Origin of the sequence: Nonomuraea sp. NPDC026600, assembly GCF_040638335.1 — a bacterium.
Lineage (GTDB): Bacteria > Actinomycetota > Actinomycetes > Streptosporangiales > Streptosporangiaceae > Nonomuraea.
Genome location: NZ_JBEZYD010000017.1, coordinates 45,097 through 68,164, shown reverse-complemented (window position 1 = coordinate 68,164; position 23,068 = coordinate 45,097). Strand labels below are relative to the sequence as shown.

The 23,068-nt window shown below is 69.9% G+C and carries 21 protein-coding genes and 1 pseudogene; 14 read left to right on the top strand and 8 right to left on the bottom strand.

Translation table 11 applies throughout. The features are described from left to right. The first annotated feature begins 59 nt into the window (after positions 1 to 59). On the top strand, positions 60 to 893 hold the full coding sequence (locus AB0F17_RS33240; protein WP_358031098.1) for a hypothetical protein: 834 nt from the start codon (positions 60 to 62) through the stop codon (positions 891 to 893). On the opposite strand, the gene AB0F17_RS33235 is transcribed toward AB0F17_RS33240, so the two are convergent. Next, positions 890 to 1,786 (bottom strand): DUF6492 family protein, encoded by an 897-nt coding sequence (locus AB0F17_RS33235; RefSeq protein WP_358031097.1) that lies wholly within the window; start codon positions 1,784 to 1,786, stop codon positions 890 to 892. The two genes, AB0F17_RS33240 and AB0F17_RS33235, sit on opposite strands and share 4 nt — an antisense overlap. Positions 1,787 to 1,895: 109 nt before the next feature. Here AB0F17_RS33235 and AB0F17_RS33230 point away from each other — a divergent pair, with 109 nt between their 5' ends. Both AB0F17_RS33230 and AB0F17_RS33225 read left to right on the top strand, forming a co-directional pair. Continuing rightward, positions 1,896 to 2,618 carry a hypothetical protein gene (locus tag AB0F17_RS33230; protein ID WP_358031095.1) on the top strand — a complete coding sequence of 241 codons (723 nt, stop codon included), beginning with the start codon at positions 1,896 to 1,898 and terminating at the stop codon, positions 2,616 to 2,618. A gap of 2 nt (positions 2,619 to 2,620) precedes the next feature. Further along, positions 2,621 to 3,976, top strand: a complete 1,356-nt coding sequence (locus tag AB0F17_RS33225) for an O-antigen ligase family protein (RefSeq protein ID WP_358031367.1) — start codon at positions 2,621 to 2,623, stop codon at positions 3,974 to 3,976. Here the strand turns inward: AB0F17_RS33225 and rfbC are convergent. Then, positions 3,915 to 4,475 (bottom strand): dTDP-4-dehydrorhamnose 3,5-epimerase, encoded by a 561-nt coding sequence (gene rfbC, locus AB0F17_RS33220; RefSeq protein ID WP_358031093.1) that lies wholly within the window; start codon positions 4,473 to 4,475, stop codon positions 3,915 to 3,917. The genes AB0F17_RS33225 and rfbC overlap by 62 nt on opposite strands. Before the next feature lie 105 nt (positions 4,476 to 4,580). Here rfbC and AB0F17_RS33215 point away from each other — a divergent pair, with 105 nt between their 5' ends. From AB0F17_RS33215 to AB0F17_RS33195, 5 genes are read left to right on the top strand one after another with little or no spacing between them, the layout of a single operon-like run. Further along, the gene (locus AB0F17_RS33215; protein ID WP_358031091.1) at positions 4,581 to 5,402 is read left to right on the top strand and encodes a WecB/TagA/CpsF family glycosyltransferase; all 822 of its coding nucleotides are present in this window, start codon (positions 4,581 to 4,583) and stop codon (positions 5,400 to 5,402) included. A 22-nt stretch (positions 5,403 to 5,424) separates the two neighbouring features. Beyond that, positions 5,425 to 7,518, top strand: a complete 2,094-nt coding sequence (locus AB0F17_RS33210) for a glycosyltransferase (RefSeq protein WP_358031089.1) — start codon at positions 5,425 to 5,427, stop codon at positions 7,516 to 7,518. Positions 7,519 to 7,523: 5 nt separating this feature from the next. Continuing rightward, positions 7,524 to 8,813, top strand: coding sequence for a hypothetical protein (locus AB0F17_RS33205; protein WP_358031087.1), 1,290 nt, complete (start codon positions 7,524 to 7,526; stop codon positions 8,811 to 8,813). Between the two features lie 11 nt (positions 8,814 to 8,824). Then, positions 8,825 to 10,120: a hypothetical protein gene (locus tag AB0F17_RS33200; RefSeq protein ID WP_358031085.1), complete on the top strand. Its 1,296-nt coding sequence runs from the start codon at positions 8,825 to 8,827 to the stop codon at positions 10,118 to 10,120. After that, on the top strand, positions 10,117 to 10,992 hold the full coding sequence (locus AB0F17_RS33195) for a Gfo/Idh/MocA family oxidoreductase (protein ID WP_358031084.1): 876 nt from the start codon (positions 10,117 to 10,119) through the stop codon (positions 10,990 to 10,992). The genes AB0F17_RS33200 and AB0F17_RS33195 overlap by 4 nt, the downstream gene beginning before the upstream one ends. Before the next feature lie 36 nt (positions 10,993 to 11,028). Here the strand turns inward: AB0F17_RS33195 and AB0F17_RS33190 are convergent, their stop codons facing one another. The 5 genes from AB0F17_RS33190 to AB0F17_RS33170 all read right to left on the bottom strand — a co-directional run bounded on the left by AB0F17_RS33190 (position 11,029) and on the right by AB0F17_RS33170 (position 16,813). Next, the gene (locus AB0F17_RS33190) at positions 11,029 to 12,108 is read right to left on the bottom strand and encodes an acyltransferase (protein ID WP_358031082.1); all 1,080 of its coding nucleotides are present in this window, start codon (positions 12,106 to 12,108) and stop codon (positions 11,029 to 11,031) included. 96 nt (positions 12,109 to 12,204) lie between these two features. Continuing rightward, on the bottom strand, positions 12,205 to 13,251 hold the full coding sequence (locus tag AB0F17_RS33185; protein WP_358031080.1) for a 2-oxoacid:ferredoxin oxidoreductase subunit beta: 1,047 nt from the start codon (positions 13,249 to 13,251) through the stop codon (positions 12,205 to 12,207). After that, entirely contained in the window at positions 13,244 to 15,088 is a 1,845-nt protein-coding gene (locus AB0F17_RS33180) for a 2-oxoacid:acceptor oxidoreductase subunit alpha (protein ID WP_358031079.1), read from the bottom strand. Before AB0F17_RS33180 ends, AB0F17_RS33185 begins: the two co-directional genes overlap by 8 nt. Before the next feature lie 144 nt (positions 15,089 to 15,232). After that, on the bottom strand, positions 15,233 to 15,307 hold the full coding sequence (locus AB0F17_RS33175) for a putative leader peptide (RefSeq protein ID WP_358031365.1): 75 nt from the start codon (positions 15,305 to 15,307) through the stop codon (positions 15,233 to 15,235). A 33-nt stretch (positions 15,308 to 15,340) separates the two neighbouring features. Next, positions 15,341 to 16,813, bottom strand: coding sequence for a polysaccharide deacetylase family protein (locus tag AB0F17_RS33170; RefSeq protein WP_358031077.1), 1,473 nt, complete (start codon positions 16,811 to 16,813; stop codon positions 15,341 to 15,343). An 85-nt stretch (positions 16,814 to 16,898) separates the two neighbouring features. Between AB0F17_RS33170 and ndhC the strand changes: the two genes are divergently transcribed. The 5 genes from ndhC (at position 16,899) to AB0F17_RS33145 (ending at position 20,378) form a co-directional block, all read left to right on the top strand. Next, positions 16,899 to 17,270 (top strand): NADH-quinone oxidoreductase subunit A, encoded by a 372-nt coding sequence (gene ndhC, locus AB0F17_RS33165; protein WP_358031076.1) that lies wholly within the window; start codon positions 16,899 to 16,901, stop codon positions 17,268 to 17,270. Between the two features lie 130 nt (positions 17,271 to 17,400). Next, positions 17,401 to 17,868 (top strand): NADH-quinone oxidoreductase subunit B, encoded by a 468-nt coding sequence (locus AB0F17_RS33160; RefSeq protein WP_246651094.1) that lies wholly within the window; start codon positions 17,401 to 17,403, stop codon positions 17,866 to 17,868. Beyond that, positions 17,865 to 18,398, top strand: coding sequence for an NADH-quinone oxidoreductase subunit C (locus AB0F17_RS33155; protein ID WP_358031074.1), 534 nt, complete (start codon positions 17,865 to 17,867; stop codon positions 18,396 to 18,398). Before AB0F17_RS33160 ends, AB0F17_RS33155 begins: the two co-directional genes overlap by 4 nt. After that, a complete protein-coding gene (nuoH, locus tag AB0F17_RS33150) occupies positions 18,391 to 19,332 on the top strand; it encodes an NADH-quinone oxidoreductase subunit NuoH (RefSeq protein WP_358031073.1) in 942 nt (313 codons plus the stop codon). Before AB0F17_RS33155 ends, nuoH begins: the two co-directional genes overlap by 8 nt. A gap of 77 nt (positions 19,333 to 19,409) precedes the next feature. Then, on the top strand, positions 19,410 to 20,378 hold the full coding sequence (locus AB0F17_RS33145; protein WP_358031071.1) for a hypothetical protein: 969 nt from the start codon (positions 19,410 to 19,412) through the stop codon (positions 20,376 to 20,378). 269 nt (positions 20,379 to 20,647) lie between these two features. Here AB0F17_RS33145 and AB0F17_RS33140 read toward each other — a convergent pair whose 3' ends face one another. After that, on the bottom strand, positions 20,648 to 21,847 hold the full coding sequence (locus tag AB0F17_RS33140; RefSeq protein ID WP_358031069.1) for a serine/threonine-protein kinase: 1,200 nt from the start codon (positions 21,845 to 21,847) through the stop codon (positions 20,648 to 20,650). A gap of 151 nt (positions 21,848 to 21,998) precedes the next feature. Between AB0F17_RS33140 and AB0F17_RS33135 the strand changes: the two are divergent. Further along, positions 21,999 to 22,337 (top strand): annotated as a pseudogene (locus tag AB0F17_RS33135) (4Fe-4S binding protein); the annotation flags it as partial. Positions 22,338 to 23,068: the final 731 nt, after the last annotated feature.

The following is a 23,068-nucleotide window of genomic DNA, read 5'->3' as shown; positions in this document are numbered from 1 at the left end:
TTATCCGAAACAAGCGCGTTGGACCTCCCATCATCGCCCTCGCCCTGATCTTCGCGACAGTGGCGTTTTTCCTGGGTTCGCCGCGTTATAAGACGGAGTCGTCGCTCATCCTCACCGCGCCGCCGTCCGGTGGCACCCTGTCGATGGACCCGACCAAGCCGGTCGGCCTGACCAATCCGCTGTTGCAGTACAACGACGGGCTGCGGACGGTCGCCGGCATCCTCATCCTGGCGCTCAACAGCAAGGACGAGCTGCGCAAACTCGGGATCGAGGAGAACGGCAGCACCGAGATCGTCATCGACGACGGCCGGTCGAACGCCGACCTGCTCGGCGTCGTGACGCAGGGGCCGTTCATCCACATCGCGGTCGAGGACCCGTCGGCGGCGACCGCCAAGGCCATCCTCGAGCGGGCCGAGCGGCGCCTGCGTGAGGAGCTGACCAGCTACCAGGGCTCGCTCGGCGCGCCGAAGAGCACGTTCATCGCGGTCAACAACGTGGCGCTGATCCCGACCGAGTACGACGGCACGGGCAAGATCCAGCTGGCCGTGGAGGTGCTGGTCGTCGCCCTGCTGCTCGGCTTCGGCGGCGCCTACCTGATGTCGGTCCGCCGCCTTCGCGCCCGGCCCGCTCCGGTGGGACCGGCCGGGAGCGAGGCGGACGTCGCCGCGGCCGTCCCTGTCGCCGTACCGGACGCGGTGAAGGGGCCCGCGCTCAACGGCCGATCACCCGCCAGTGCGTCCACGGGTGGTGAGGCCGCACCCGCACCCGAGGGCTCGGCCGCGGACCGTGAGAGCGACGATCCGCCGACGGAGGAGTTCGCCCGGATCACGAGCGAGCTGCTGGGCGCCGTCACCGACCCGCGCAAGTCCGACCGGGACGGTCGCGCGGGTTAGGAGACCCGGTTGGCGACCTCGGCACTGCGCCTGATGGCCGCCTGCCGGACCTCTCGCGGGGTCCCCGACTTGGCGGAGACCATCATGCCGATCGCCCCGGGCCCGAGGCGATCGGCGAAGGCCAGGGCGGTCGGCAGGTCCATCGGCGACTCGTCGGGGGTCTTGTGGCACAGGGAGGTGTCCGACGGCGGGCGCCCGCCCGGCGCGCTGAGCACCTCGTCCACGAAGAGGCCGTAGAGCATGAACTCCGACACGTGCAGCCGGGAGCCGAAGACGTCGGCCCAGTGCCGCCCCATGTTCTCGGTGAGCCGCCGCTGGAGCCCCCGCACGATGGCGGGGTCCCAGAAGGTGAGCGGGCTCATGTAGTCGGGCAGCGGCGGCTCGGGCGGGGGCGGCAGCCTGAGCAGCTCACGGGCGACACGGTGCCACAGCACGTGCCGCGTCATGAGCGGGTGCACCCCGTCCTCCAGCCGGTGCAGCAGCGGCCGGCCGCCGACCAGGGCGCGCTGGGCCGTCGTCGGCCGGACGAGCACCACGTCGGAGTCGGCCACCAGGACCGCGTCCGTGTCCATCGCCGCCGTGGCCGCCAGCTTGACGATCTGCTGCATCACCCAGCCGCGCACGGGCGGCCAGGGCCGCAGGACGTTGACCCACATGCCCAGCCGGGGCACCTTGACGTAGCGCTTCGGCAGCAGCTCGCCCACGCTCCTGACCCGGCAACGGGGCCCTTCGTGCGCGGCGAACAGCGGCCGGTCGGCACGCGGCACGAAGACGTGGTGGACGGTGTCCTCCGGCGTGTACTCCAGCACGGAGCGGTGCAGATCGGCGAACTGATCCGCGTCAGGTCCGTAGCTGGGAGTGACGACGGCCAGCGAGTTCAAGGGCTTGGTCACGTCACCCTCTATCGGGAGGAGGCTTTGGCACGTTACATGCGTTAAGTAACGCTGGTCGCAGCCTCGGCGATGGCTTGTCGTACGGGTGTGAGAAGCCTGGGGGGCTGTGTTGGACTTCTGGAGAGCGATCGCGGTCCTTCTGCGTCGCTGGTATGTCGCGGCTCCCGCGTTCCTGCTGACGCTCACCGCCGCCTACGGCGTCTACACGCAGATCCCGGTCCAGTACACCTCGACGACGCTCATGGTGCTCACGGTGCCGCCGAACGGCTCGTACCGGCCGCCGAACCCCAAGAATCCCAACCCGCTGATCAACCCGCTGCTGAACTTCGACGGCGGGCTGAACATGTCGGCCTCCATCCTGGTGCAGATCCTCAACACCAAGGAGGTGGCCGACCAGATGGGCGTCCGGGCGGACGGCGACACCACGTACAAGGTCAACAACGGCCACCCCAATCCCGAACTGCTCATCAGCGCGCCCTTCGTGGTCATCGAGGGCACGAGCCGGGCGCCCCAGGACGCGCGGGCGATCGTGGTCAGGGTCGCCGAGCGGGCCAAGGTCGAGCTGAAACGGCGCCAGGAAGCACTGAAAGCCCCGCCGGAGACCTACATCAACCTGAACGAGATGGTCGCCCCGACCGAGCCGCAGCCGCAGCGCGGCGGGAAGATCCGCAGCGCCGCGGCCGTGTTCGCGCTGGGCGTGGCCGCCGCGCTGGGCGCCTCCTTCTGCACCGAGAGCGTCATGGCCGGGCTGCGGCGCAGGCGGGAGGAGGGCGAGCCGGAATCGGCGCCCGAGACCGGCGTACGGACCGAGGAAGCGGTGTTGCAGCGTTGAACGTGGCAATAGAGCGGTCCATCGCCCGGCCGGTGCCCCACCGGGCCGACGCCGCCACCCTGTGCGCGATCTTCACCGTGGTCCTCATGCTGGTGCCCGCCCGCCAGGTGATCGGCGGCCTGCCGTTCGACCTCACCTACGCGGAGGCCATCGGGCTGTTCGCCGCCGTGTGGTGGTTCTGCGCGCACCTCACCAGTACGCTCGGCGCGGCCAAGGGGCCGGCGGCGGTGCGGTACGCGATCTACTTCTACGCGCTCGCCTTCCTTTCGACCTACGCCTACGCGACGGCCGGGTTCCTGCCCTCGTACGAACTGGACCTGTCCGACCACGTGCTCGTCATCGCGGTCGCGATGGTGGGCATCTCGCTGATCGGCGTGGACGGGGTGCCGAGCCGCGAGCGGATCGACCTGGTGCTGAAGACGCTGGTGGTGGCCGGGGCCATCATGGGGGTGATCGGCGCGGTCCAGTTCGTGCTGTCGTTCGACCTGACCCAGTACATGCACATCCCCGGCAGCCGCGTACGGGCGGTGGAAGTGACGATCCTGGAGCGCAACGGGCTCAACCGGGTGGCCTCGACCGCGGGGCACCCCATCGAGTTCGGTGTCGTGTCCGCGATGGTGCTGCCGGTCGCCCTCCACTACGCCTTCGGCGCGCGCGAACGTGGTGAGCCGCAGCGGCGCTGGTGGGTCCTGGTGACGCTGATCGCCTGCGGGATGGCCTTCTCCGCCTCCCGCTCGACGGTCCTGGGCCTGGCCGCCTCCGGGGCGGTGCTGTTCCTCGGCTGGCCCAACGCCCGGCGCGTCAGGGCGGCCGCCGCGCTCGCCGGGTTCCTGGTCGTCATGAAGCTGGTCGTCCCCGGCTTGATCGGCGCGATCGCCGGGCTGTTCACCAACCTCGACAACGACGAGAGCCTGCGCTGGCGGACCAACGACTACACCACGGCGATCGCGGAGTTCTCGCAGCATCCCCTGCTGGGCAGGGGCAACGGCACCTGGTTCCCGCCGCACCACCCCGTCTTCGACAACCAGTACCTGCTGACGGCCGTGCAGGGCGGGGCGATCGGCGTGCTGGCGTTCGTCGGACTCTTCGTCGTCGGGATGTGGTCGGCCCTGCGTGCCAGACGGCTGAGCGCGGACGACCAGACCCGCGACCTCGGGCTGACGCTGGCCGCCTGCCTGATCGTGCCGGTGGTGGGGTCGGCCACGTTCGACCTGAACTCCTTCAGCACGGCCACCGCGCTGTCGTTCCTGCTCATCGGCATGGCCGGGGCGCTGATGCGGGCCGCGCGCCGCGAGGTCAGCCTTCCAGGCGCCGCCGTGCCTCTTTCCACGAGCCGGCCGCCAGATCCCGCGCGCTGATCGCCGAGACCGGGAGCGGCCAGTCGATCGCCAGGTCGGGGTCGTCGTAGCGTACGGAGATGTCCTCGGCCGGGTCGTGCGGCCGGTCGATCCGGTAGCAGACGTCGGCGTCGCTCAGCGCCTGGTAGCCGTGGAGCAGGCCGGGCGGGACGTACAGGTGGGTGAAGGTCTCGTCGTCGAGGACCACCGACATCCGCTCGCCGAAGGTGGCCGACCCGGGCCTGGCGTCCACGAGCACGTCGAACACCGCGCCGCGGGCGCACCTGACGAGCTTGGCCTCGCCCCGGCCCGAGCGGCCGTGCATGGCCCTGATCGCGCCCTTGACCGTGCGGGACTGGCTGTCCTGGACGAACGCCGCGCCGTCCAGGCCGTGCTCGGCCGCGATCCCGGCGTCGAACGTCCTGGTGAACAGGCCGCGCTCGTCGCTGTGCGGGCTCGGGATGAACAGCAGCGTCCCCGCGAGTGCGCCCTGCTCGACTCTCATTTGCTGAACGCTCATGGACACACATCTTGGCCCGCTCTTTTATCGGCCGCCACCGTGTAACGGATAAAGCCCGATACCGATGTCAAAAGGGTGACGTCAGACGGGGGGTGCGGCATTCCGATGGGCCACTCTGCATATGAGAACGGTCCAAAGAATCGCGGCATACCCGTCGCGCCTCGCGCGCGGGTAGGCGCCGTCGAGATCGACGCGATCACCGAGCCGGAGGTCGCCGAGCATCTCGCCCAGGCCTGGCGCGACGGCCGGGGCGGCATGATCGTGACCGCCAACGTGGACATCGTCCGCGCCGCCACCCGCGCCCCCGAGCTCGCCGAGCTCGTGGCGGGCGCCGAGCTCGTGGTCGCCGACGGCATGCCGGTGGTGTGGGCGGCCCGGCTCAGCGGGCTGCGCGTGCCCGACCGCGTCACCGGGGCCTCCCTGGTGTACACCCTCAGCGAGGTCGCCGCCCGCGAGGGACGGTCGGTGTTCCTGCTCGGCGGCGAGCCGGGGGTGGCCGAGACCGCCGGCGACGTGCTGGCACAGCGTTACCCGGGGCTGCGGGTGGCCGGCGTGTACGCGCCGCCCTTCGGCTTCGAGAGGCTCGCCGGGGGGATGGGGGAGATCGTGGAGAAGGTCCGCGCGGCCGCGCCCGACCTCGTCTACGTGGGCTTGGGCTTTCCCAAGCAGGAACACGTCATCACCGCGCTCCGCCCCGAACTCCCGCGTGCCTGGTACCTCGGCTGCGGCGCCGCCATCCCGATGGCCGCCGGTCAGTTCCGGCGCGCCCCGGACGGGGTGCAGCGGGTGGGCGGCGAATGGCTGTTCAGACTCGCCCTCGAACCCCGCCGCCTGGTACGCCGCTACCTCCGTGACGACCTGCCCTTCGCGCTCAGGCTGCTGGCCGGGGCCGCGTGGCACCGGCTGGCCGAGGGCCGGCGCTCCTGATCCCGACAGATTGGTCTGCCTGATGACTGTTCCCGAGCGGCCGCCGCTTGCCATCGTGATCGTCACCTACCAGAGCGGTCAGGTCATCGAGGAGTGCCTGCGTTCTCTGGACACCGTGTTACGTGAGGGGGACCCGTTCCGGATCATCGTCGTGGACAACGACTCCCCCGACGACACGGTGGAGCGGGTGCTCGCGGCGGGGCCGCATGTCGAGCTGATCAGGACGGGCCGCAACGGCGGGTTCTCCGCCGGCGTCAACGCGGGCATCGCCGCCGCTCCCGGCTGCGACGTCCTCATACTCAACGCCGACATCCGGCTCAGACCCGGCTCGGTGCGACGGCTGCGCGAGGCGCTGGCCGTGCCCGGCACGGGCATCGCGGTGCCGCGGCTGCTGGGCGCCGACGGCGAGCTCCAGCTCTCCCAGCGCAGGCGGCCCACCGTGCTGCGGGCCGTGGGGGAGGCGCTGCTCGGCGGGCTCAAGGCGGGCCGCCACGCGCCGCTCGGCGAGCTCGTCGTCGACCCGCGCGAGTACGAGCGGCCGGGCACGCCCGACTGGGCGACGGGCGCCGCCTGGCTGATCTCGCGCGCCTGCCTGGACGCGGCCGGACCGCTCGACGAGCGCTACTTCCTGTACTCGGAGGAGACCGAGTACATGCTGCGGATCCGGGACCTCGGCTTCACGGTCCGCTACGAGCCCGAGGCCGTGGCCGTCCATCTCGGCGGCGAGCAGGCCAACTCCAGCCCGCTGTGGACGCTCGCCGCCGCCAACCGGGTGCGGCTGCACCGGCAGCGGTACGGCAGGCCCCGCGCGGTGCTCATGCGCCTGGCGGTCGCCCTGAACGAGGCGCTCCGCGCCGTCACCCGAGGCCGGCGGGCCGGGCAGCGGCACCGGGCGGCCCTGCGCGAGCTCGCGACGATGGCCGAATGGCCCACGCCGCCGGGCGGCCCTTTACCGCCGCCGGCCTACGTCTGCTTCGCCGCCCAGGACTGGTGGTACCACAACAGGGCGCACTCCGACTTCCAGCTCATGCGGCACCTCGCGGGATCGCGCAAGGTGCTGATCGTCAACAGCATCGGCATGCGGATGCCGCTGCCCGGCCGCTCCACCTTCGTGCTCCGGCGCATCGCCAGGAAGCTGCGCAGCGTGGCCAAGTTCGTCAGGCGGGTGGAGCCCGATCTGTGGGTGATGTCGCCGCTCCCGCTCCCCCTGTACGGCTCGCGGCTGGGCCGCGGGCTGAACGCCTGGCTGGTCAGGATGCAGGTACGGGCGGTCTGCCGGGCGCTGGGCCTGAAGGTGCCGGTGATCGTGGTGACCATCCCCACCGCCTGGGACGTAGTACGCCCGATGCGCCGCCGCGCGCTGATCTTCAACCGCTCGGACCGCCACTCCGCCTTCCCCGAGTCCGACACGGACACGATCGAGACGCTCGAACGCGACCTGCTGGAACGTGCCGACCACGTGGTCTACGCCAGCCGCGGGCTCATGGCCGAGGAACGCCCGATCGCCGGCGCGCGGGCGCGCTTCCTCGACCACGGGGTCGACCTGGAGCACTTCAGCCGTGTCCCGGCCGACCGCCAGCCCGCCGACCTGCGTGCCGTCCCTGGGCCGCGGATCGGCTTCTTCGGTGCCCTGGACGACTTCGTGGTGGACTTCGACCTGCTGGAACAGGTCGCGATCGGCCTGCCCGAGGCGTCGCTCGTGCTCGTCGGCGACGCCAACGGGCAGATCGAGCGGCTCACGAAGCATCCCAACGTGCACTGGCTGGGGTTACGCCCCTATTCGGTGATCCCCGCCTACGGCTCGGGCTTCGACGTGGCGATCATGCCATGGCTGGACAACGACTGGATCAAGCACGCGAACCCGATCAAGCTGAAGGAGTTCCTGGCGCTCGGCCTGCCCGTGGTCAGCACCGAGTTCGACGAGCTGGCCCACTACGCCGGCCGGGTCAGGACCGCGACCACCCCGGAGCAGTTCATCGAGGCCATCCGCGTCTGCCTGGCCGAAGGCGGCCCGCAGCCGCCGGAGACGCTGCGCGGCTCGCTGGCCGGCGCCTCCTGGTCGGCGCGGGCGGCCGATCTCATGGCGCTGGCCGAGCAGCCGTCCGACGTGCGGTGACGCGGGTGAGACTGACGACGATCGCGCAGTGGGCGGCGCTCCTGACCGCCGCGGCGGTGGCCGTCGGGGGCTGGCTGTGGCTGCGGTCCGTGCCGCTGAAGCCCGTCGCGAGCACGCTGCCCGCTCTGACGATGGCCTTGAGAGCGGTGCCGTGGGAAGGCGGGCCGGCCGCCTACAAGGGTTCGGCGGCGGCCGTGAAGGCGGGCTGGACCCGTCCCGGTTTCTTCCCCGTGGGGCTGTGGTTCGCCTCGGCGCGTACCGGCAGGGAGGTCGCGCTGGATCGGGCGGCCGGGATCAACACCTACGTCGAGCTGACCGACGGCAGCCGGCCCGCGCTGCTCAGGGAGTCCGGCATGACGGCGCTGACCAGCCGCCCGCTGCCCGACGCGGGCGCGGAGAGCGTGGGCTGGCTGATCGCCGACAAGGCCGACGTGTGGGCGGGGCCCGGCAACGGGCACTGGACGGGTGCCCGGGGCTTCACCCGGCCCGTCTGCACCCCCGCGCTCACCGCGTGCGGCTACACCGTGATGCGCACGCTCGCCGAGCGCCTGCCCCAGGATGACCGGCTGCGTTACGCCTCCTTCGGCAAGGGCGTGGCCTACTGGGAGGACGAGGCGCAGGCGGCCAAGTTCGTCAACGGCTACACCGACGTGGTCGCGGCCGACGTCTCCTGGTACGGCGACGCCAACGTCTGCGCGGAGGCCACCCGGTGGCTGCAGCTCCCGGCGGCCCAGTGCCGCCTGGCCGCCAACTACGGCGCGACCGTCGAGCGGCTGCGCGCCCTGGACGCCGCCGACGGCCGCAGGCAGCCGGTCTACGCGATCATCTCGCTCTCCGGCCTCACCCCCGAGCAGGTGGGCGGCGCGGCGATGAGCGCCCTGATCCACGGCGCCAGGGGGATCGTCTACGACGCGCACGGTACGCAACCGGGCTGCGCGGTGGACAACGTGCTCCGGCGCGCCTGCGGGAAGCCGGTCAGGCACGGGGTCGCCGAACTCGACCGCCGGATCAAGCGGCTCGCGCCGGTGCTCAACACCCAGTCGTACGCCTACGACTTCGCCCCAGAGCTGGACACCATGCTGAAGCGCCACGACGGCGCCTTCTACCTGTTCGCGATGCTCGGCCGCGGCCAGGCTCCGGGGCGGCACGTGCTGACCGTGCCCGGCGACCTGTCGGCGTCGGGCCGCGTCGAGGACGTCTTCGAGAAGCGGACCATCCAGGCCGACAAGGCGGGACACTTCACCGAGACCTTCGACGCGGAGCACAGCTATCACGTCTACCGGATCGCCCCATAGCTGGGAGGGCTATGAGTTCTCGAACGACGAACAGACGGATCCTGCTGATCGCGATCACCGCCGTGCTGGTGATCGCCGTGGGCTGGGTCATCGCGCAGGCGAAGTCGACCCGCCACGATCTGGGCCTGCCGCGCGTCCCCTGGGACGGGGGCCCGGCCTATTACGCCCGGTTCGGCGCGCCAGCCGCCGCGGGCTGGACCGATCCGTCGTTCTTCCCCATCGGGGTCTGGTTCGAGTCCGTGGTCGAGGAACGCGACGTGCGGATGGACAAGGAGGCCGGGCTCAACACCTACGTGGAGCTGACGGCCAACAGCGACATGGGCCTGATCCGCGGTAACGGGATGTCGGCGATCACCAGCAAGCCCCTGCCGGGGTCGGGCAGCGAGACGGTCGGCTGGATGATCGCCGACGAGGCCGACATGTTCGCCGGGCCCGGCGACGGCGTCTGGAGCGGCAAGTACGGCGGGGAAGGGCAGGTGTGCCTGCCCGACAAGCCGCCCTGCGGCTACACCGCGATGCGCACACTCAAGGACAAACTGCCCAAGAACGACGGCCGCCTGCACTACGCCAACTACGGCAAGGGCATCGCCATGTGGGAGAAGGACGGCGAGGCGACGAAGTTCGTCAACGGCTACACCGACGTCATGTCCACCGACGTGTACTGGTACACCGACACCGGCATCTGCGAGGAGGCCGAGAACTTCCTCAAGCTGCCGCGCGACCGGTGCCCGCGGGCCGCCAACTACGGCCAGGTCGTCGACCGGGGCAGGCAGCTCGACGCCCTCGACGGCAAGAGGCAACCGATCTACGCGTTCGTGGAGCTCGGCTGGCCGGGCACCAACGGCCTGCGCTCGATCACCGGCGACGAGCTGGCCGGCGCGGTGATGAACTCCCTCATCCACGAGGCGCGCGGCATCATCTACTTCAACCACAGCTTCGCCGGGCCCTGCCCGACCCAGCACGTGCTGCGTGAGCCGTGCGCCCAGGGGATCAGGACGGTCGTGACGGAGCTGAACCGGCGGATCCGCACGCTCGCGCCCGTGCTGAACACCCAGTCCTATGTCCACACCTTCGCGCCGGGACTCGACACCATGCTCAAGGACCTCGACGGCTCCTCTTACGTGTTCGCCATGCCCAAGGCGGGCGTCCAGCCGGGGCCGCGGACGCTGCGGCTGCCCGAAGCCCTGGCCTCGGCCTCCAGCGTGGAGGTGCTGTTCGAGAACCGGACGCTTCCGGTGAAGGACGGCGGCTTCACCGACTCCTTCGAGCGGGAGAACACCTACCACGTCTACAAGGTCACGCCATGAGCGGGCCGGTGGAAGTGGGCCTGGTCGGCGCGGGTCCCTGGGCGCGGGACTTCCACGCGCCCATGTTCGCCGCCGGGCCCGAGACCCGGCTGGCGGGCGTCTGGAGCAGGCGGGCCCCGGCCGCGCAGGCGCTGGCCGAGCGGTTCGGCGTGCCCGCCTTCACCTCCTACGAGCGGCTGCTGGAGCGCAGCGAGGCCGTGGTCTTCGCCGTCCCGCCCGACGTCCAGGCGGTCATGGCCGTGCAGGCGGCGTGGCAGGGCCGGGCGCTGCTGCTGGAGAAGCCGATCGCGCTGACCGTACGCGACGCGCAGGCGCTGGCCGACGCGGTGGACGCCACGGGCGTGGCCACGCAGCTCGTGCTCACCAACCGCTACCGTCCCGTGGTCCGTGAGTTCCTGAAGCAGGCCCGCGACTTCCCGGCCATCGGCGGCCGCGCCTGCCAGCTCACCGGCGAGTTCCTCGACGACACCTTCGCCGACAGCCCGTGGCGGTCCCGCGCGGGGGTGCTCTACAACACCGGCCCGCACGGCCTGGACCTGCTCGACGCGGCGCTGGGCCGCATTACGGAGATCAGGCCGGTCGGCAACCGGGCCGGTCTCCTGGCGCTGACCTGCCTGCACGAGAACGAGGTGATCAGCCAGCTCACGATCAGCGGCCGGGTCCCGCCGCGCCGCAAGACCCGCTATGAGCTGTACGGCCCGGAGGGCACGCTGGTGCTGGACTCCGAGCTGCTGCCGGATGACTCGATAGAGACCCGGGCGACCCTGCGCTCCGAGTTCGCCACCGCCGTACGGACAGGACGGTCACACGAGATCGACGTGCACCGGGGCCTGCACCTGCAGCGTCTCCTGGCGCAGGCTGAGCCGAGCTAAAGGGCTGCAACGACTCCTGGCGCAGGCTGAGCCGCGCTAAGGGGTCTCCGGGACCGGCGCGGCGGCCGGGACCGGGGCGGGCTTGCGATAGCGCAGGCGCAGCGCGGGCTGTTCGAGCAGCCGCCAGCTCAGGGCGGCCAGCGGCAGCACGATGCCGACCGTGGCCAGCAGCACGAGCACGGGCGCCCGGAGCCCCGACTGGACCAGGACCTGCTGGGCGGGGAAGGCCAGCAGGTAGGTGCCGTACGACAGGTCGTACGACCCGGTGGGACGGTGCAGCCACGTCGGCGCGCGGAAGGCGATGAGGAACGTCAGGCAGGTGATCGCCGCGATCGCCGCCAGATTGGCCACCGGCGTGCCCCACAGCAGCCACCACGCGATGACCACGAGGGCCGTCAGCCAGAGCGGCGGCACCCAGCGGACCTCGCGGATCAGCATCCCGAGCGCGAAGAACGCCACGGGCTGCGCGGCGTAGGCCGACACGACCAGCGGGATGAGCGGACCGGAGTAACCGGTGAGATGCACGGCCGAGGCGGCGGCCAGCGCGAGCAGCACCAGCCCCACCAGCACCGTACGGCGCCGCAGCAGGCCCAGCAGGCCCATGACGGCCACGCCGATGTAGCAGAGCACCTCCACCCAGATCGTCCAGAGCGACCCGTTGACCGCGTCCGGATAGGGGAGCCCCTGGAAGACGCCGGGCAGCGAATAGCTCACCGGCTGGATGAGCAGCCCTCTGGCGATGTAGCTCCAGGCGCCGGTGCCGGAGAAGTACGAGGCGGCGGGCAGCGTGCTCACCAAGGGGCCGAGCAGCAGGGCCGTGACGATGACGACCAGCGCGTACGCGGGATAGATGCGCAGCGCCCTGCGTACCGTGTAGCGGCGGCCCGACGGGTCCGACAGCCAGCTCGTGCTGATCAGGTAGCCGCTGATGAGGAAGAAGACGCCGACGCCGATGCCGCCGACGCCGATCCCGCTGGCCGGTGTCAGCGGTGAGCCGTGCCCGGTCAGCACCCAGCTGTGCTCGACGATGACCGCGAGCGCTCCCAGAAGGCGCAGCAGGTTGAAGGCGTTCAGCCGGGATCGGCTGGGTTCGGCCACTTTTGGCGCTTCGGCCACTGCGCAGCTCCCCCGCGAGTCCGATGCATCTGATGTGTATCGGTTCGCGAAGGAGCTGCGTTACCCAGTGGTTTCAGCTGATACGCCAGGTTGGTTTTAGCTGATACGCCAGGTGTCGCCGCCCAGGAGCAGGTCGCTGAGGTCGCCGGGTCCCTTCTGGGCCACGGCCTCCTCCATCTGCTCGGCCATCAGCACGTCGTACGCGGGCCGGTCGACCGAGCGGAACACACCGATCGGCACGTGCTCGAACGCGGGCTCGTCGAGCCGCGACAGCGCGAAGGCCAGCGACGGGTCCGGGTTGTGCGCGTCGTGCACCAAGATCTGGTCCGCGCTCACCGTGGCCCGGTCGGCCACCTCGATGCCGCCGTTCGCGGCCCTGACGACCGCCTTCGACGCCGACACGATCGGCTGGCCGTGCTCCAGCCTGAGCGTGATGTCGTCGCGGATCTCCGGATCCTTGAGCTGCTCGAAGGCGTTGTCGTTGAAGATGTTGCAGTTCTGGTAGATCTCCACCAGCGAGGTGCCGCGATGGGCGGTGGCCTCACGCAGCACCGACTGCAGGTGCTTGCGGTCGGAGTCGATCGTCCTGGCCACGAACGACGCCTCGGCGCCGATGGCCAGCGAGATCGGGTTGAACGGCTTGTCCAGCGAGCCCATCGGCGTCGACTTGGTGATCTTGCCGACCTCGGAGGTGGGTGAGTACTGGCCCTTGGTCAGACCGTAGATCCTGTTGTTGAACAGCAGGATGTTCAGGTTGACGTTGCGGCGCAGCGCGTGGATCAGGTGGTTGCCGCCGATCGACAGCGCGTCACCGTCACCCGTGATCACCCACACCGACAGGTCGGGCCTGCTCGCGGCGAGCCCGGTCGCGATCGCCGGCGCGCGGCCGTGGATCGAGTGGAAGCCGTAGGTGTTGAGGTAGTACGGGAAGCGGGAGGAGCAGCCGATGCCGGAGACGAACACGATGTTCTCGCGCTTCAGCCCCAGCTCCGGCAGGAAGCTCTGCACGGCGGCCAGGATCGCGTAGTCACCGCAACCGGGGCACCAGCGCACCTCCTGGTCGGACTTGAAGTCCTTCAGGGTCTGCTTGGCGTCTGTCTTGGGGACGAGCGAGAGGCCCCGCCCGTTTACCAGCTCAGTCACTGTCGATCACGTCCTGGATGACTCCGGCCAGCTCCTCGGCCTTGAACGGAAGCCCGCGCACACGGTTGTAGCTGATGATGTCGACGAGGTAGCGCGCCCGCAGCAGCAGGGCGAGCTGGCCGAGGTTGATCTCGGGCAGCAGCACCTTGTCGTAGCTCTTGAGGATCTCGCCGGTGTTGGCGGGCAGGGGGTTGAGGTGACGCAGGTGCACCTGCGCGACCTTGCCACCGGCCCTCCTGATGCGGCGCACGGCCGCGGCGATCGGGCCGTAGGTCGAACCCCAGCCGAGCACCAGCACCTTGGCGTCGCCGTCGGCGTCATCGACCTCGAGGTCGGGTACGTCGATCCCGGCGATCTTGGCCGCCCGGGTCCTGACCATCAGGTCGTGGTTGTCCGGGTCGTAGCTGATGTTGCCCGTGCCGTCGGCCTTCTCGATGCCGCCGATGCGGTGCTCCAGGCCCGGTGTGCCGGGGACGGCCCACGGGCGGGCGAGCGTGTCGGTGTCCCGCTTGAACGGCAGGAACTCGCCGTCGTCGCCGTTGGGCGCCGTGGTGAACTCCTGGGAGATGTCCGGCAGTTCGGAGACCTCCGGCAGGCGCCACGGCTCGGAGCCGTTGGCCAGGTAGCCGTCCGACAGCAGCATGACCGGGGTGCGGTACTTGACCGCGATCCGCGCCGCCTCGATGGCGGCGTCGAAGCAGTCGCTCGGCGACATCGGCGCCACGATCGGCACCGGGGACTCGCCGTTGCGGCCGAACATGGCCATCAGCAGGTCGGTCTGCTCGGTCTTGGTCGGCATGCCGGTGCTCGGCCCGGCCCGCTGCACGTCCACGATGAGCAGCGGCAGCTCGGTGGTGACCGCCAGGCCGACGGTCTCGGCCTTCAGCGCCACACCGGGCCCCGACGTCGTGGTCACGCCCAGCGCGCCGCCGAACGCCGCGCCCAGCGCAGCGCCGACGCCGGCGATCTCGTCCTCCGCCTGGAAGGTGCGGACGCCGAACCGCTTGTGCTTGGACAGCTCATGCAGGATGTCGCTGGCCGGCGTGATCGGGTACGACCCGAGGAACAGCGGCAGCTTGGACTGCACCGAGGCCGCGATCAGGCCGTAGGCCAGAGCCTGGTTGCCGGAGATGTTGCGGTAGACGCCGGGCGCGAGCTGGGCGGGCTTCACCTCGTAGGAGACCGAGAACGCCTCAGTGGTCTCGCCGTAGTTCCAGCCTGCCTGGAAGGCCGCGATGTTGGCCTTGGCGATCTCCGGCTTCTTGGCGAACTTCTGCTGCAAGAACTTGATCGTGTGCTCGGTCGGCCGGTGGTACAGCCAGGAGAGCAGGCCCAGCGCGAACATGTTCTTCGAACGCTCGGCGTCCTTCTTGGACAGGTCGAAGCCTTCGAGCGCCTTGACCGTCAGCGAGGTCAGCGGCACGGCGTGGACGCGCCACTCATTGAGCGAGTCGTCCTCCAGCGGGTTGGCCGAGTAGCCGACCTTCTGCAGGTTGCGCTTGGTGAACTCGTCGATGTTGGCGATGATGTCGGCGCCCCGGGGCAGGTCGCCCAGGTTGGCCTTGAGCGCCGCCGGGTTCATCGCGACGAGCACGTTGGGCGCGTCACCCGGCGTCAGGATGTCATGGTCGGCGAAGTGCAGCTGAAAGCTGGAGACGCCGGGGAGCGTGCCTGCGGGGGCACGGATCTCGGCGGGGAAGTTGGGCAGCGTCGACAAGTCGTTGCCGAACTCCGCGGTGCCCGCGGTGAAGCGGTCTCCGGTGAGCTGCATGCCGTCGCCGGAGTCGCCGGCGAATCTAATGATCACGCGGTCGAGTTGCTGGACCTGCTTCGTCACAGCTCAGTCCTCCCCGACGCGCCGAGGCGCGGTCGTATGTGGCGCGTTCTCAGTTTCCATGCTAGATCCTCGCGAGGTTCAACACGTTTCCTCGCTACAGAATGCGGGTAAACGCGGGGTCAATCAGGGGATACCGGAGAACCACTAGGGGTGACACAGGCCGCCGGCGATTCTGCACAGGTCGACGTGCAGGCGTGCGAAGAGGACTGTTCGGGTCACGAGCGCCAACTATACGTCCCCCCCAGGCGTGGCTTACGTCAGGGGGCGATGACGCGCGATCTCCGACCCCGATCGGTAAAGCTGTCCGGCCTCCATACCTGCTGTTCCATACAATTCTGGAACAGTGACAAGCGTGTAACCCTTCCCTTGCAGCTTTTTGAGGATGTCCGGAACCGCGTCAACGGTCGCCGCCCGAACGTCGTGCATGAGCACGATGGCCCCGGCGCCCGCCTGCCCGGTCACCCGGTCGGCGATCGCCTTGGCGTCTTTCGCGTACTTGTCACCCGAGTCGACGTTCCGGCCGACGATGGCGAGGCCCATGTCCCCCGCCACGTCCGTCACGTCCTGGTCGACAGCTCCGTATGGCGCGCGCATCAGCGTGGGCCGCTCGCCGGTGGCCGCCGAAATGGTGTCCTGGGTACGGCGGAGCGAGTCGGCGATCTTGCTGGTCGGCAACTTCGACAGGTCCAGGTGCGCCCAGGAGAGGTTGGCCACCAGATGTCCCTCGACGCTCATCCTGAGCAGCAGATCCGGCCGGGCCGCGGCACTGGTGCCGACGGTGAAGAAGGTGGCCCGCGCCCCGGCCTGGTGCAGCATGTCGAGCAGTCTGGGCGTGTCCGGTCCCGGCCCGCCGTCGAAGGTCAGCGCGACGCACTTGGCCTTGGCGCAGTCGACCGATCCCGCCCGGTTGCTGACGGCCTCGGGGCTGGATGACGGAACCATCCTCGGCATGGTCGGCGCCGCCTGCCTGGCGGCCTCCCGTACGACCTCCTGCGCGCGCCGGCCCGTCGGCGACAGCAGGGGATCGGCCTGCCGGGCGGGTACGGCCACGGCCAGGCGGCCGAGGGAGCACGGCCCGACCTGGCAGTCGTCGAACTCCACCACCAGGTCCCCGCCCTGGTTGAAGGCCATCGAGTCGAGCCGGTCGCCGTTCAGCCTGCCGGGGTCCGTCGGGGATCCGCGCTTCGCGAGCCGGTCCCTGACCAGCCGCGTGAGATCGCGCAGCGCCGCCTGGCCGGAGAGCAGGCCGGCCGAGCCGGTCGCCTTGCCGGTCCGCCGGTCGTACCAGAGGGTCCGGGTGGAGTTGCCCCAGCCGGCGCCGAGGGACTCGCCGGTGCGCAGCCGTACGCCGACGATGTCGCCGGAGACGGCGGCGAACTGCCAGTCCACGTTCAGCTCGGGGCGGGGCCGGAGGGCGTCGAACCTGGTGAGAAAGCGGAAGCGGCGCAGCGTCCGCTCGCTCTCGTCACGCAGGGCCTTGTTGAGGCGGGGCGCGTCCGGCAGCTCGGGGTAGGTGATATGCACATGGCGACTCGCGTGCCCGCGGACGTCGTCGCCCAGGGTTCTGGTGACCAGACCGCTCACGGTCGCGGGGTCGACAAAGTCGATCATGGTCGGCTCCGCGGGGACCATGACGTCCCGCTCAGGGGAAGCGGTGGCCAGCCCACCACCCACGGCGGAAAGGGCCAGCAGGGCGATTCCTCCAATGAGTCCCTTTTTGTGCATGAACGTCAGGTTAAAGGAGCGATCTTCCGTTTTACTCCGTTTTGGTACGATGGGTGACGAGGCTTGACTGAGTTACGATCAGGACATGGACGGCTACTTCGGGTCCTATGTGCTGGTCGCGGCGCTGCTCGCCATCGGCGTGGCCATCGTGGCCGGGGCCCTCCTGATCAACCGTCTCCTGCGCCCGACCAGGCCGACGGCCGAGAAGCTGACCACCTACGAGTGCGGCGTCGACCCCGTCGGCGACGGCTGGGCCCAGTCGCAGGTGCGCTACTACGTCTACACGTACCTGTACGTGGTCTTCGCCGTGGACGCCGTGTTCCTCTTCCCGTGGGCCACGGTCTTCGACGCGCCGGGATTCGGGCTGACGACGCTCGTGGAGATGTTCGTCTTCCTGGGGTTCATCGCGCTCGGCATCCTCTACGCCTGGCGAAAGCGCGTACTCGGCTGGACTTAGGTTGTTTTTCGGTCGATCATCCGCCGCCCCTCTACTCCTTGGGTAGATCACGCGGGACAATGGCCGTATGGCAGCCACGGATCTCCCGATGCCCACGGTGGGGCCGATCTCGCGCTTGGCACCCAAGCCGATGCGCTTCGTGCTCAACTGGGGGCGGCGTTATTCGCTGTGGGTGTTCAACTTCGGGCTCGCCTGCTGCGCGATCGAGTTCATCGCGACCTCCATGAGCCGCCACGACTTCATCCGGTTCGGGGTGATCCCGTTCGCCAACGGGCCGCGCCAGGCCGACCTGATGATCGTCTCGGGCACCGTCACCGACAAGATGGCCCCCGCCGTCAAGCGCCTCTACGAGCAGATGCCCGATCCGAAGTACGTGATCTCGTTCGGCGCCTGCTCCAACACCGGCGGCCCCTACTGGGACTCCTACTGCGTCACCAACGGCGTCGACCAGATCATTCCCGTCGATGTCTATGTGCCGGGCTGCCCGCCCAGACCCGAGGCGCTGCTCCACGGGATCATGAAGCTCCAGGAGAAGATCGCCGCCGAGAAGCTCAGCGACCGCTACGTCTGGTCGCGCTCGCACGGGGATGTGTCGTGACGCCCGAGGAGCGCTTCGGTGAGCGGGTCTCCGTCTCCACTTCGTTCGGCGAGACCACCGTCGACGTCGGCACGGCCGACTGGATCGAGGTCCTGACCTTCCTCAGGGACTCCGGCCACACCTTCTTCGACTGGCTGACCGGGGTCGACGATCCGCCCGACGGGTTCTTCGTGGTCGCCCACGTCTACGACCCCGACTCGTGCGAGCGGGTGCTGGTGCGCACCCGGGTGCCGCGCGCCGATCCGCGGCTGCCCTCCGCCGTGGGCGTCTACCGGGGCGCCAACTGGCACGAGCGCGAGACGTACGAGATGTTCGGGGTGCTCTTCGACGGCCACCCCCACCTGGTGCCGCTGCTGCTGCCCGACGGGTTCGAGGGGCATCCGCTGCGCAAGGACTTCATCCTCGCCGCCCGGGTGGCCAAGCCCTGGCCGGGAGCCAAGGAGCCGGGCGAATCCGGGCACGGCTCGCCGAGCCGGCGCAAGACGCTGCCGCCCGGCGTACCCGCCGACTGGGGGACACCCGATGCTTGACGTGGTGCTGCGCTTCGTCGCCATCCTCATCGTGTTCCTCGTGCTGCCGCTGATCGTCGGGCAGACCGAGCACAAGGTCATGGCGCACATGCAGTCGCGCCTCGGGCCGATGTACGCGGGCGGCTTCCACGGCTGGGCGCAGCTCATCGCCGACGGGGTGAAGTTCGCGCAGAAGGAGGACATCATCCCGGCCGCCGCCGACCGGCGCGTCTTCATGATCGCCCCCGGTGTCGCGCTGGTGCCCTACCTGCTCGTGCTGATCGCCATCCCCGTCGACCAGGGGCTGGTCGGCGTGGACCTCGACCTCGGGCTGTTCTTCGTGCTCGCGGTGATGGGCATCGGCGTGCTCGGCTCGATCATGGCGGGGTGGGCGTCGGCCAACAAATACTCGGTGCTCGGCGGCATGCGGTCGGCCGCCCAGCTCATGTCGTACGAGCTGCCGCTGGTGCTGGCGGCCTCCTCCGTCGCGATGGCGGCGGGCACGCTGTCCATCCCGGCGATCGTCTCGGCGTGGCAGTGGTGGTGGCTGCCGTGGCAGGCCATCGGCGGCGTGGTGTTCTTCCTGGCCGGGCTGGCCGAGCTGCGCCGGCCGCCGTTCGACATGCCGATCGCCGAGTCCGAGATCATCATGGGGCCGATGACCGAATACACCGGGATGCGGTTCGCCCTGTTCATGCTCTCGGAGTACGTCGGGATCGTCGTGCTGTCGTTCCTGACCACCGTGCTGTTTCTGGGCGGGTGGCATGGGCCGTTGCTGGCCGGATGGGTGTGGACGCTGGTCAAGGTGTTCGCGCTGGCTTTTGTGGTGATCTGGCTGCGGGTGAGCTTTCCCCGGATGCGTGAGGACCAGTTGCAGAAGCTGGCGTGGATGGGGCTGGTGCCGTTGGCGCTGGTCCAGTTGGCGCTCACGGGCGTCGTGAAGGTGCTCACGTAGTTCCGCTGGTTCGCCGGCACTTTACCTCCGCCTTATCCGTTTGATGTGGATAGGGGGCTCTATGGAGGGTGATCTTCATGGAAGTTCGGCTTCGGCCGGTCGCGGGGGCGGTGGCGGGGAATCCCTGTCCCCGGACGGACGTGTTATGGGACGGCTCGGCGTTGGCCGTCTCCGACGACGCAACCGGGCAATCCGTGCGGCTGGTGCCCGCGACGCTCTACCACTACCGCTATGACCAGCGGGTCCTCGTGTCGAGGAGGAAGGCCAAGACCCTCTCGGTCCAGGGCCTGGCCGCGCTCGACGGCGACGGCCTGGTGCTGCTCGACCTGCCGGGCGAGTGGTACGTCCCGCATGTGGCCGCGTTCGTGAGGTACGCGGGCCTGCCCATCGTCGACGCCCGCGGACACGCCTCGAACCGGGTGCGGGCGGTGCTCGCCGGCCGCGCCCCAGGCTGGCGCCGCCTCCGGGGCCTGCCGCCACCGTTCCTGGCCAGGTATCGCCGGCCGGTGAGCATCGGGGTCGGTGTCGCCGGGCTGGCGGTGATGGTCTACCTGGCGTCGACCGGCATGTGGGCGGCCTGGCGCGGGATCTCCATGGTGGGCAGGTCGCTCCTGGACCTCCTGGAGGTCAAGTGGCTGGCCGTCGGCTTCAGCCCCGTGCTCCTGGTGCTGCGCCCGGTGTCCGCCCGTGTCCACCGCTGGCGCGCGGACCGCGGCCTGATCCTCGGCCCCGCCGGGGGGCCGTATCTCTCGGTGCTCCCTGGCGAGAAGCTGCACGTGAACCGGGGCAAGGAACAGACACCGTCCATCAAGATCGGCGCGGGCCGGAGGATGGCCGCGTCCCTGCTGCTCTATCGCTATGACGATCTGACCGGCCTGTTCGTCCTCGACGGGGACGGCGGCCCCGTGCACCACCTGCCCGGCGGATGGACCCCTGACGCCGTCCACCGCTTCGCGGACCGCCACAAGCTGAGCCTGGCGGTGCACTCGATCTCACGGGAGGAGTATCTGGACCTCACTCGCAACGCCCGGGACGCGACAATCTGACGCCGGGTGTCCTGAGGGGTCTCCGCAATTTCACCGTCCCGTTACGGGGCGCGCCACGCACACCTCAGGGCCGTTGAAGTGACAGAGCCCGGCCCTGGTCGGTGGGCGGCGGCCGGGTCGGCTTGCCGTACAAGATCGAGATCTTTTCCCCGATCGGTGGTTGGCGTCCGCGACGGCGGATGGGCCCGTTCGGTGGTTGGCGTCCGTGATTGGCGGATGGGCCCGTTCGGTGGTTGGCGTCCGTGATGGCGCGTCAACCCGATCGGCGATCAGTGGACGATGGCCAGCATCACGTCCGACGCGGACGGGCGGTCGTTCGGGCTCTTGTGCAGGCAGGAGCCCACGATGCTGCGGAGAGCGGGCGGTAGTGGCGACAGGTCCGGGTGGAAGGTGAGCACCCGATTGAACACCGCCGGCACCGTATCCTCCCCGAACGCCGGCCGCCCCGTCGCCGCGAACATCATCGTCACAGCCCAGCTGAACACGTCGGACGCCGGCCCCACCGTCGCCCCGGTCAACTGCTCGGGCGACATGTAAGGCGGGGTGCCGACCATCTTGCCCGAGGTCACCGTCATCTGGTCGAGCGCCCGCGCGATCCCGAAGTCGATCACGCGCGGCCCGTCCGGCCCGATCAGCACGTTGCTCGGCTTGAAGTCGCGGTGGACGATCCCCGCTTTGTGGATGGCTGCGAGCGCTCCGGCTGTGGATAACGCCAGCCGCGTCAGGCTGTCCTCGTCGCGCGGGCCGTACTTTCGTACGAGATGTTCGAGCGACGGGCCCTCGACGTATTCGCTGACGATGTAGGCGTGCTGACCCGTGATGCTGACGTCGAGCACCCGGGCCGTGGAGAACGTCGCCACCCGCCGAGCCGAGTCGACCTCCCTGGCGAACCTGGCCCGCGCCACGTCGTCCACGAGGTCGTGCAGGACCTTGACGGCGACGCGTACGCCGTTGGGCGCCATCGCGAGATAGACCGCGCCCTGCCCGCCCCGCCCGAGCAGCTGGAGGACCCGGTAGTGCCCGATCCACTCGGGCTCGTGCGGCCGGCGCTGGGGACTCGGGGAGGTGGTGCGCTGGTGCACATCGAAGGGGGGCGGAGTGTTCCGGTGCTGGTGGGGAGGCTGGTAGGCGGGTCTGTCGCGGCGGGCCCTGACCATGGTGGGGACCAGGATGCCCGAGTGGACGACCCCGCCCAGCCAGCTGATGACCAGCCCGAACGAGACCAGCCCCGACAGCGGGCTGGGGATGTCCGCGAACTCCGTGTAGCTGACGGCCGCCAGCACGAACGAACCGATGCAGATGGCGTAGAAGCCCGCCGCGACAACGTGCCACGAGCTCCGCAGCCAGTAGGCCGCGAACCCGATCGTGAACGGTGTCGCAAGCCCACACGTCATCAGCGGCAGCGCCGCCCACACGATGGCAGCCGCCCACGCTCCGCTAGTGGGACGGGCTGGCTGGCTGTACGACATGGCGGGAAGACTATCGCGCAGGACTTTCACATATCGGCTGTGGACACATCTTGTGGATAACCTTCGGCCAACCTGTGGATGACTGTGGAAAACTTGGGGACAACGGGCCTGGATCATTCACCTGCACGGTCAAGTGCGACATGATGTTGATATGGCGCGGATACCGGGAGTCGGCCTCGCGAAGGGTCTATCGGTGACTCTTCGTCACATGCTGCGCAAATCCGTGACGCAGCAGTATCCCGAGGTCAAGCCCACCCTCCCGCCGCGCAGCCGCGGCGTCATCGCCCTGGTCGAGGAGAACTGCACCTCCTGCATGCTCTGCGCGCGCGAGTGCCCCGACTGGTGCATCTACATCGACTCGCACAAGGAGACCCTTCCGGCCCCTGAGGGCGGGCGTGCCCGCCAGCGGAACGTCCTCGACCGGTTCGCCATCGACTTCGCCCTGTGCATGTACTGCGGGATCTGCATCGAGGTGTGCCCGTTCGACGCGTTGTTCTGGTCGCCCGAGTTCGAGTACGCCGAGGGTGACATCCGCAACCTTCTGCACGAGAAGGACCGGCTCGCGGCCTGGGCCCCCACGGTCCCCCCGCCACCCGCCCACGACCCCGGCGCCGCACCCCCGAAGGAACTCACAGCCGCCCCCCGCCGCCCCGCCGCCGACCGCCCTGGCACCACAGATCTGGCCCCCGCCCGCCCAACCTCCAGCCGCCCCGGCGTCGCAGGCTCGGCCGCCGACCGGGCCGGTACCGCTGACCGTTCTGGTGCTACGGGTTCGTCCGCTGACCGTCGCGGTACCGCAGAGTCGGCCACTGACCGTTCCGGTGCCACGGGCTCGGCCGCCGACCGGACCGGTACTGTTGACCGTCCTGGCGAGCCAGGCCCCGCATCCGGGTCGTCGGCACCTGCTCCCGGGCCACCCGCGCCCACATCCGGTCCACCCGCCCCTACATCCGGTCCGCCGGCACCGACATCCGGTCGGCCAGCGCCTGCTTCCGGCCCGTCGGCACCCGCATCCGGCCCGTCGGCATCGGCTTCAGGCGGCCCGTCATCCACAGGCCGGCCATCTGCCGAAGCGTCATCCACAGGCCCGGGCGAACCGTCGTCGCAGCCCGGCGCGGGGGAGCAGAATTCTGGCGCGAGCCGGCGCGGGCGCAGGATGGCCGATCCTCGATCCATCCGCCCGCCCGGGCGGCTCGGCCCTGATGAGACAAGGGAGTCCGG

What these genes read in the sequence shown, in the direction of transcription:
- rfbC (WP_358031093.1), bottom strand. Translation starts at nt 4,475, where the DNA reads ATGAGCGTTCAGCAAATGAGAGTCGAGCAGGGCGCACTCGCGGGGACG.
- AB0F17_RS33215 (WP_358031091.1), top strand. Translation starts at nt 4,581, where the DNA reads ATGGGCCACTCTGCATATGAGAACGGTCCAAAGAATCGCGGCATACCC.
- AB0F17_RS33210 (WP_358031089.1), top strand. Translation starts at nt 5,425, where the DNA reads ATGACTGTTCCCGAGCGGCCGCCGCTTGCCATCGTGATCGTCACCTAC.
- AB0F17_RS33200 (WP_358031085.1), top strand. Translation starts at nt 8,825, where the DNA reads ATGAGTTCTCGAACGACGAACAGACGGATCCTGCTGATCGCGATCACC.
- AB0F17_RS33195 (WP_358031084.1), top strand. Translation starts at nt 10,117, where the DNA reads ATGAGCGGGCCGGTGGAAGTGGGCCTGGTCGGCGCGGGTCCCTGGGCG.
- AB0F17_RS33170 (WP_358031077.1), bottom strand. Translation starts at nt 16,813, where the DNA reads ATGCACAAAAAGGGACTCATTGGAGGAATCGCCCTGCTGGCCCTTTCC.
- ndhC (WP_358031076.1), top strand. Translation starts at nt 16,899, where the DNA reads ATGGACGGCTACTTCGGGTCCTATGTGCTGGTCGCGGCGCTGCTCGCC.
- AB0F17_RS33160 (WP_246651094.1), top strand. Translation starts at nt 17,401, where the DNA reads ATGCGCTTCGTGCTCAACTGGGGGCGGCGTTATTCGCTGTGGGTGTTC.
- nuoH (WP_358031073.1), top strand. Translation starts at nt 18,391, where the DNA reads ATGCTTGACGTGGTGCTGCGCTTCGTCGCCATCCTCATCGTGTTCCTC.
- AB0F17_RS33145 (WP_358031071.1), top strand. Translation starts at nt 19,410, where the DNA reads ATGGAAGTTCGGCTTCGGCCGGTCGCGGGGGCGGTGGCGGGGAATCCC.
- AB0F17_RS33140 (WP_358031069.1), bottom strand. Translation starts at nt 21,847, where the DNA reads ATGTCGTACAGCCAGCCAGCCCGTCCCACTAGCGGAGCGTGGGCGGCT.